The organism is Mycobacterium sp. NAZ190054 (assembly GCF_001545925.1).
Lineage (GTDB): Bacteria > Actinomycetota > Actinomycetes > Mycobacteriales > Mycobacteriaceae > Mycobacterium.
Map to the genome: position 1 here is coordinate 1 of NZ_LMVQ01000184.1, position 7,412 is coordinate 7,412.

General features: G+C 68.5%; 8 protein-coding genes. 7 read left to right on the top strand and 1 reads right to left on the bottom strand.

Annotation, left to right across the window (positions count from 1 at the left end):
• Positions 1–474, top strand: a 474-nt coding sequence (locus ASJ79_RS14385) for a TIM barrel protein (RefSeq protein ID WP_156448445.1), incomplete at its 5' end; no start/stop codon positions are given.
• 69 nt (positions 475–543) lie between these two features.
• Here the strand turns inward: ASJ79_RS14385 and ASJ79_RS14390 are convergent.
• Positions 544–1,275, bottom strand: coding sequence for a GntR family transcriptional regulator (locus tag ASJ79_RS14390; protein ID WP_067956252.1), 732 nt, complete (start codon positions 1,273–1,275; stop codon positions 544–546).
• 157 nt (positions 1,276–1,432) lie between these two features.
• On the opposite strand from ASJ79_RS14390, the gene iolC reads away from it, so the two are divergent.
• From iolC to ASJ79_RS14420, 6 genes are all read left to right on the top strand, one after another.
• Positions 1,433–2,401: a 5-dehydro-2-deoxygluconokinase gene (gene iolC, locus ASJ79_RS14395; protein ID WP_067956257.1), complete on the top strand. Its 969-nt coding sequence runs from the start codon at positions 1,433–1,435 to the stop codon at positions 2,399–2,401.
• Complete coding sequence (locus ASJ79_RS14400; RefSeq protein WP_067956260.1) at positions 2,394–3,278, top strand: aldolase; 885 nt, start codon at positions 2,394–2,396, stop codon at positions 3,276–3,278. The genes iolC and ASJ79_RS14400 overlap by 8 nt, the downstream gene beginning before the upstream one ends.
• Positions 3,275–4,165, top strand: coding sequence for a 5-deoxy-glucuronate isomerase (iolB, locus tag ASJ79_RS14405; protein ID WP_067956262.1), 891 nt, complete (start codon positions 3,275–3,277; stop codon positions 4,163–4,165). The genes ASJ79_RS14400 and iolB overlap by 4 nt, the downstream gene beginning before the upstream one ends.
• 2 nt (positions 4,166–4,167) lie before the next feature.
• Entirely contained in the window at positions 4,168–6,117 is a 1,950-nt protein-coding gene (gene iolD, locus ASJ79_RS14410; RefSeq protein WP_067956265.1) for a 3D-(3,5/4)-trihydroxycyclohexane-1,2-dione acylhydrolase (decyclizing), read from the top strand.
• A 9-nt stretch (positions 6,118–6,126) separates the two neighbouring features.
• Positions 6,127–7,131 carry a Gfo/Idh/MocA family protein gene (locus ASJ79_RS14415; protein ID WP_067956264.1) on the top strand — a complete coding sequence of 335 codons (1,005 nt, stop codon included), beginning with the start codon at positions 6,127–6,129 and terminating at the stop codon, positions 7,129–7,131.
• A 28-nt stretch (positions 7,132–7,159) separates the two neighbouring features.
• Positions 7,160–7,412 (top strand): aldehyde dehydrogenase family protein (locus ASJ79_RS14420; RefSeq protein WP_156448446.1); only part of this gene is annotated, 253 nt, incomplete at its 3' end.

Consider the following 7,412-nt stretch of genomic DNA (forward strand, 5'->3'; position numbering starts at 1 on the left):
ATGGGAATCCTGTTCTCACCCAGGAACCCTCCCGCTCTGAGCTTCGACGCCGACGCCGCCCCGAGTTGTCCGGATGCGCGTCCGAGCCCACCCGCGTCCTTCTGCCCGTCCACCAACACGATCGTCGACCACCCCGGTGTGCCGTTGGCGCGGGCCAAGGACACGCTCGCGCTGGTCGAGGGCGTGGGTCACCCGAACGTGAAGATGATGCTCGACCTGTACCACGCGCAGATCGGCGAGGGGAACCTGACCGAGCTGGTGCGCCGCTGCGGCGACGCGATCGGCGAGATCCAGGTGGCCGACGTGCCGGGTCGCTGTGAGCCCGGCACCGGCGAGCTCAACTACGCCGCGGTCGCGGCGGCGCTGCGGGAGGCCGGCTACACCGGCACCGTCGGCATGGAGGCGTGGGCCTCGAAGGGCGGCGTCGCGGGAAGCGAGGCCGCGCTGGCGGCGTTCCGCACCGCCTTCTCCTGATCCGCCGAAATGGCATTCCAGCAGGCCGCTACTCGAACTTCCGCTGCTGGAATGCCATTTCGGCGGGGATCAGCGGTCGACGAGGGTGGTGTCGAAGTAGTAGCGCGACGCGCGGTAGCAGTGGTTACCGAACTCGACGGCGGCACCCGAATCGTCGAACGCGGTACGGGTCATGGTCAGCAGCGGCGCGTTGGGCTTCTCGTCGAGCAGGTGGGCTTCGGCGCGCGACGCGCTGCGGGCGCCGATGCGCTGGCGCGCCAGCCGGATGTGCACCCCGCGGGCACGCAGGGACTGGTAGAGCCCATTGCTCTCCAGCTCCTCGGCGTCGGGCGCGATGTCGGCGGGCAGATGGTTGACCATCAGGGCCAGCGGTTCGCCGTTGGCCGAACGCAACCGGTGGATCGACGTCACCTCGCGGCCCTCGGCCAGGTTGAGTTCCCGGGCGGTCTCCTCGTCGGGCACACCGACCTCGTACTTGAGCAACTTTGTGGTGGGCTCCTGGCCGGCACGGGCGAGGTCGTCGAACAAGCTGGTCAGTTCGACGCGCCGGTGCACCGGATTCTGCACCACCTGGGTGCCGACGCCGCGTTTGCGGACCAGCAGCCCCTTGTCGACGAGCTCCTGGATCGCGCGCCGCGTGGTCGGACGGGACAACGTCAGACGCTTCGCCAGCGCGAGCTCATTCTCGAACCGGTCCCCCGGGGAGAGTTCGCCATCTCTGATGGCCGCCTCGATCGCCTGGGCCAGCTGGTAATACAGCGGAACAGGGCTTGACCTGTCGAGCTCCACTGTCAGGGGCACATCGGCTCCGATCTCGGGTAGGGCGGGTCAGGAGTAGCTGAATACTAACACCCATTGAGATAAAGATAGAATGTCAGGACAAAGTCTTGACATGATGCCGTGACCGCGGGCACAGTCTTAGGCAGCCACCCACACCTATCCGTCGGAGTGACTTGTGATGACCAATCAGCCATACGACGTGCTCGCCATCGGGCGCAGCGGCGTCGACGTCTACCCGCTCCAGACCGGGGTCGGCTTGGAGGAGGTGCAGACGTTCGGGAAGTTCCTGGGCGGCAGCGCGGCCAACGTGGCGGTCGCCGCGGCGCGGCTCGGCAACCGCTCGGCCCTGATCTCCGGCGTCGGCGACGACCCCTTCGGCCGGTACGTGCGGGCCGAGCTCGCCCGCCTCGACGTCGACAACCGGTACGTCGCCACCCACGGTGAGTTCCCGACGCCGGTGACGTTCTGCGAGATCTTCCCACCGGACGACTTCCCGCTGTACTTCTACCGCAAGCCCAGCGCGCCGGATCTGCAGATCCGTGCCGAGGAGATCGACGCCGACGCGGTGCGTTCGGCGCGGCTGTTCTGGTCGACGGTCACCGGGCTGTCCGAAGAGCCAAGCCGCAGCGCGCATTTCGCGGCCTGGGCTGCCCGCGGACGCCGGCCTCTGACCGTGCTGGACCTCGACTACCGGCCGATGTTCTGGGCCACGCCCGCCGCCGCCACCGAACAGGTGCAGAAGGCGCTGGAACACGTCACGGTCGCCGTCGGGAACCGGGAGGAGTGCCAGATCGCCGTCGGCGAGTCCAACCCGCACCGCGCCGCCGACGCGCTGCTCGACCTCGGCGTGGAGCTCGCGATCGTCAAGCAGGGTCCGCGCGGCGTCCTCGGCAAGACCCGCCACTCGTCGGTGACCGTGGCGCCCAATGAGGTCGACGTCGTCAACGGCCTGGGCGCCGGGGACGCGTTCGGCGGCAGCCTGTGCCACGGACTGCTCAACAACTGGTCGCTGGAGAAGACGCTGCGTTACGCGAACGCCGCCGGGGCGATCGTGGCCGGCCGGCTCGAATGCTCGACCGCGATGCCGACCGCCGCCGAGGTCGCCGCGCTCGCCGAGCAGACCGCGGTGGAGGCCGTCAATGTCTGATACGGCACTGTGCACGGACTACGCGTCGGTCACCGAGTTGCGCGCGACCGACCCGGGTGCTGTCGCACGCGCCTGGGCGCAGCGCACGACGCGGCCGACGTTGCGCGGCAACGGACGTCTGATGATCGTCGCCGCCGACCATCCGGCACGCGGTGCGCTGGCCGTCGGCGGGCGCCCCACAGCGATGAACAGCCGCGTCGATCTGCTCGACCGGTTGCGGGCGGCACTGGCCGACCCAGGGGTGGACGGCGTGCTCGCCACCGCGGACATCCTGGACGACCTGGTGCTGCTGGGCGCTCTCGAGGACAAGGTCGTGTTCTCGTCGTTCAACCGCGGCGGCCTGGCCGGCTCGTCGTTCGAACTCGACGACCGGATGACCGGCGCCACGGCGGCGTCGACCGCGGCCGCACGTATGAACGGCGGAAAGATGTTGTGCCGCATCGATCTCGACGACCCGGGCACCGTCGCCACGCTCGCGTCCTGCGCGCAGGCCGTCGACGAGCTGGCCGCGCACGGATTGATCGCGATGCTGGAACCGTTCATGTCGTCACGGGTCGACGGCAAGGTCCGCAACGACCTGAGCCCGGACGCGGTGATCAAGTCGGTGCACATCGGTCAGGGCCTCGGGTCGACGTCGGCCTACACCTGGATGAAGCTTCCGGTGGTCGACGAGATGGATCGCGTGATGGAGTCGACCACGATGCCGACGCTGCTGCTCGGCGGCGACCCCACCGATCCCGAGGAGGCGTTCGCCAGTTGGGAGAAGGCGTTGTCGCTTCCATCGGTGCGCGGCCTGATCGTCGGCCGCACGCTGCTCTACCCACCCGACGACGACGTCAGCTCGGCCGTCGCGACCGCGGTGGCGATGGTCCGATGAGGTCGAAGCTGTACATCCCCGCCCACAGCGCCGAGGCGCCGTTCACCGTGGCGATCACCCCCGAGGATGCCGGCTGGGCGGAATCGTCGCTGCACGTTGTGGATCTCGGTGACGACGGCTCGGTGTCGCTGAGCACCGGGGGCACCGAGGTGATGATCCTGCCGCTGTCCGGCGGAGGCCGCGTCGACTGTGGCGGCGAGACGTTCGAGTTGTCGCCGCGCGCTTCGGTGTTCGACGGGCCCGCCGACATGGTGTATGTCGGCATCGGGCAGGACTACACGCTGTCGGGCCGAGGCCGGATCGCGATCTGCGGGGCCCGCGCGAAGACCTCGTTCCCGAACCGTCGGGTCGCCGCGGCCGAGGTCTCCGTCGAACTGCGCGGAGCGGGCAACTGCAGCCGACAGGTGCACAACTTCGGCACCGCCACCGAGTTCGAGGCGGACTCGCTGATCGCGTGCGAGGTGATCACCCCGGGCGGCAACTGGTCGAGCTACCCCGCGCACAAACACGACGAGAACACCGACGTCGAGACCCAGCTCGAAGAGATCTACTACTTCGAGATCGACGACAGCCCCGCCGGCACACCGGGATTCGGCTACCACCGGGTGTACGGCACCGCGGAACGCCCGATCGAGGTGCTCGAGGAGGTCCGCTCCGGTGACGTCGTGCTGGTGCCCCACGGCTATCACGGCCCGTCGATCGCGGCGCCGGGCCACCACATGTACTACCTGAACGTGATGGCCGGCTCCGGCCCCACTCGCGCCTGGCTCATCTGTGACGATCCCAACCACACCTGGCTGCGCGGCAGCTGGGAGCACCAGCAGATCGACCCACGCCTTCCGTTCAGGGCCTCTTCCGTGCCGGACTCTGCCCCCGAAGGAGAATGACCGTGGTTTCCACCGCGCCGAAGTCCACCGAGAAGTTCGTCGACAACGAGCCGACGGTGCGGCTCACCGTCGCCCAGGCGACCGTGCGCTTCCTGGCCAACCAGTACGTCGAACACGACGGTGAGCGGCACAAGTTCTTCGCCGGGTGTTTCGGCATCTTCGGCCACGGCAACGTCGCAGGCATCGGCCAGGCACTGCTGCAGGACGAGGTCGAGGCCTACGAGGCCGGCCGGCAGCCGGGCCTGAAGTACGTGCTTGGCCGCAACGAACAAGCCATGGTGCACACCGCGGTGGCCTACGCGCGCCAGCAGGACCGCACCCAGGCATGGGCGGTGACCGCCAGCATCGGGCCCGGCTCGACCAACATGCTGACCGGCGCTGCGCTGGCCACCATCAACCGGCTGCCGGTGTTGCTGCTTCCCGCAGACACTTTCGCGACCCGGGTCAGCTCGCCGGTGCTGCAGGAGTTGGAGCTGCCGTCGTCCGGCGACGTCACCGTCAACGACGCGTTCAAACCGCTGTCGCGTTACTTCGACCGGGTGTGGCGCCCCGAACAACTGCCCGCCGCGCTGCTCGGCGCGATGCGGGTGCTCACCGACCCGGTCGAGACAGGTGCGGCGACGGTGGCCCTGCCCCAGGATGTCCAGGCCGAGGCGTTCGACTGGCCGGTGTCGTTGTTCGCCGAGCGCACCTGGCACATCGCCCGGCCACTGCCCGAACGCGCGGTGATCGCCAAGGCCGCCGACATCATCCGCTCGGCCACCAAGCCGCTGATCGTGGCCGGTGGCGGTGTCATCTACTCCGGCGCCAGTGAGGCGCTGGCGCAGTTCGTCGCCAAGACCGGAATCCCAGTGTGCGAGAGCCAGGCCGGGAAGGGCTCGCTGCTGCACGAGGATCCCCGCTCGGTCGGGGCCGTCGGGTCGACGGGCACCACCGCGGCCAACGCGCTGGCCGCCGAGGCCGACGTCGTCATCGGGATCGGCACCCGCTACAGCGACTTCACGTCGGCGTCGCGCACCGCATTCAACAATCCGGACGTCCGATTCGTCAACATCAACGTGGCGTCGCTGGATTCGGTCAAGCAGGGCGGCGTCAGTGTGGTCTCCGACGCCCGGGAAGCCCTGCTGACGCTCACCGAGCTGCTGGACGGCTACTCCGTCGGCGACGAATACACCACGCGGATCCGCGAACTCATGTCCGAGTGGAACGACACCGTCTCCGAGGCGTACCGCACCGAGGACGGGGTCGCGTTGAATCAGAACCAGGTCATCGGTCTGGTGAACACGCTCTCGGACGCCCGGGACGTCGTGGTGTGCGCGGCGGGATCGATGCCGGGCGACCTGCACAAGCTGTGGCGCATGCGCGACCGCAAGGGCTACCACGTCGAGTACGGGTTCTCGTGCATGGGCTACGAGATCGCCGGCGGTATCGGGGTGCGGATGGCCGCCCCGGATCGCGACGTGTTCGTCATGGTCGGCGACGGCTCGTACCTGATGATGGCCACCGAACTGGTCACCGCCGTTCAGGAGGGCGTCAAGGTGATCCCGGTGCTGGTGCAGAACCACGGGTTCGCCTCGATCGGTGGCCTGTCGGATTCGGTTGGCTCACAACGCTTCGGCACCAGCTACCGGTACCGCGGCAAGGACGGCCGGCTCGACGGCGACAAGCTGCCGGTCGATCTGGCGGCCAACGCGGCCAGCCTGGGCGCCGACGTCATCCGCGTCACGACCGCCGCCGAGTTCGCCGACGCCGTCAAGGTCGCCAAGGCCAGTGACCACACCACCGTCATCCACGTCGAGACCGACCCGATGATCTTCGCACCGGACAGCCACTCCTGGTGGGACGTGCCGGTCAGTCAGGTATCGAGCCTGGAGTCCACCCGGCAGGCCTACCAGCGGTACTCGGACTGGAAGAAAGTCCAACGGCCACTGATCAATCCGTCCGACCGCTGAGGAATCCCGATGTCTGAACTGCGTGTCGCCGTGCTGGGCGTCGGCGTCATGGGCGCCGACCACGTCGCCCGGATCACATCCCGGATCTCCGGGGCGCGGGTGTCGGTCGTCAACGACTACATCACCGAGAAGGCCGAGCAGATCGCGTCGGGGATCGACGGTTGCCGCGCGGTGGCCGACCCGCTCGACGCGATCGCCGATCCGGAGGTCGACGCGGTGGTGCTGGCCACCCCGGGCACCACCCACGAAAAGCAGTTGCTGGCGTGCCTGGACCACGGCAAGCCGGTGATGTGCGAAAAGCCGCTCACCACTGACGTTTCCACGTCCCTGGCGATCGTCAGGCGGGAGGCCGAACTCGAACGCCCGCTGATCCAGGTCGGGTTCATGCGCCGGTTCGACGACGAGTACATGCGTCTGAAGGCGCTGCTCGACGGCGGTGAGCTCGGCCAACCGCTGATGATGCACTGCGTGCACCGCAACCCGAGCGTGCCGTCGTACTTCGACAGCTCGCTGATCGTCAAGGACTCGCTGGTGCACGAGGTCGACGTGACGCGGTATCTGTTCGGTGAGGAGATCGCCAGCGTGCAGATCGTCAAGCCGGCATCCAATCCCGGTGCGCCGGAAGGGGTCATCGACCCGCAGGTCGCGATTCTGCGGACGGTGTCCGGCCGGCATGTGGATGTCGAGCTGTTCGTCACCACCGGTGTCGCCTACGAGGTCCGCACCGAGGTCGTGGGCGAACACGGGAGCGCGCTGATCGGCCTGGACGTCGGGCTGATCCGCAAAGCCGCCCCGGGAACCTGGGGCGGCCAGATCACGCCCGGGTTCCGGGAGCGCTTCGGCCGCGCCTACGACACCGAGATCCAGCGCTGGGTCGACGCGGTCATCTCCGGCCTGAACGTCGATGGTCCGACCGCGTGGGACGGCTATGCCGCCGCGGCCGTGTGCGCCGCGGGCGTGGAATCCCTGGAAACCGGCCTGCCCGTCGACGTGCAGCTTGCCGAGCGACCCTAGAACCGAAAACACAAGCAGGAGAGCAGTAATGAGCAAGACCATTTCGCATTGGGTTGATAATGAGGTGTTTGTCGGTGGGGGTGGCGCGACCGCGCCGGTGACCAATCCGGCCACCGGTGTGGTGACCGGTCAGGTCGCGTTGGCCTCGGTGGCCGACGCGCAGACGGTGATCGCGGCCGCCGCCGCGGCGTTCCCGGCCTGGCGGGACACCTCACTGTCCAAGCGCACCCAGGTGCTGTTCCGGTTCCGCGAACTACTCAACGACCGCAAGGGCGAGCTGG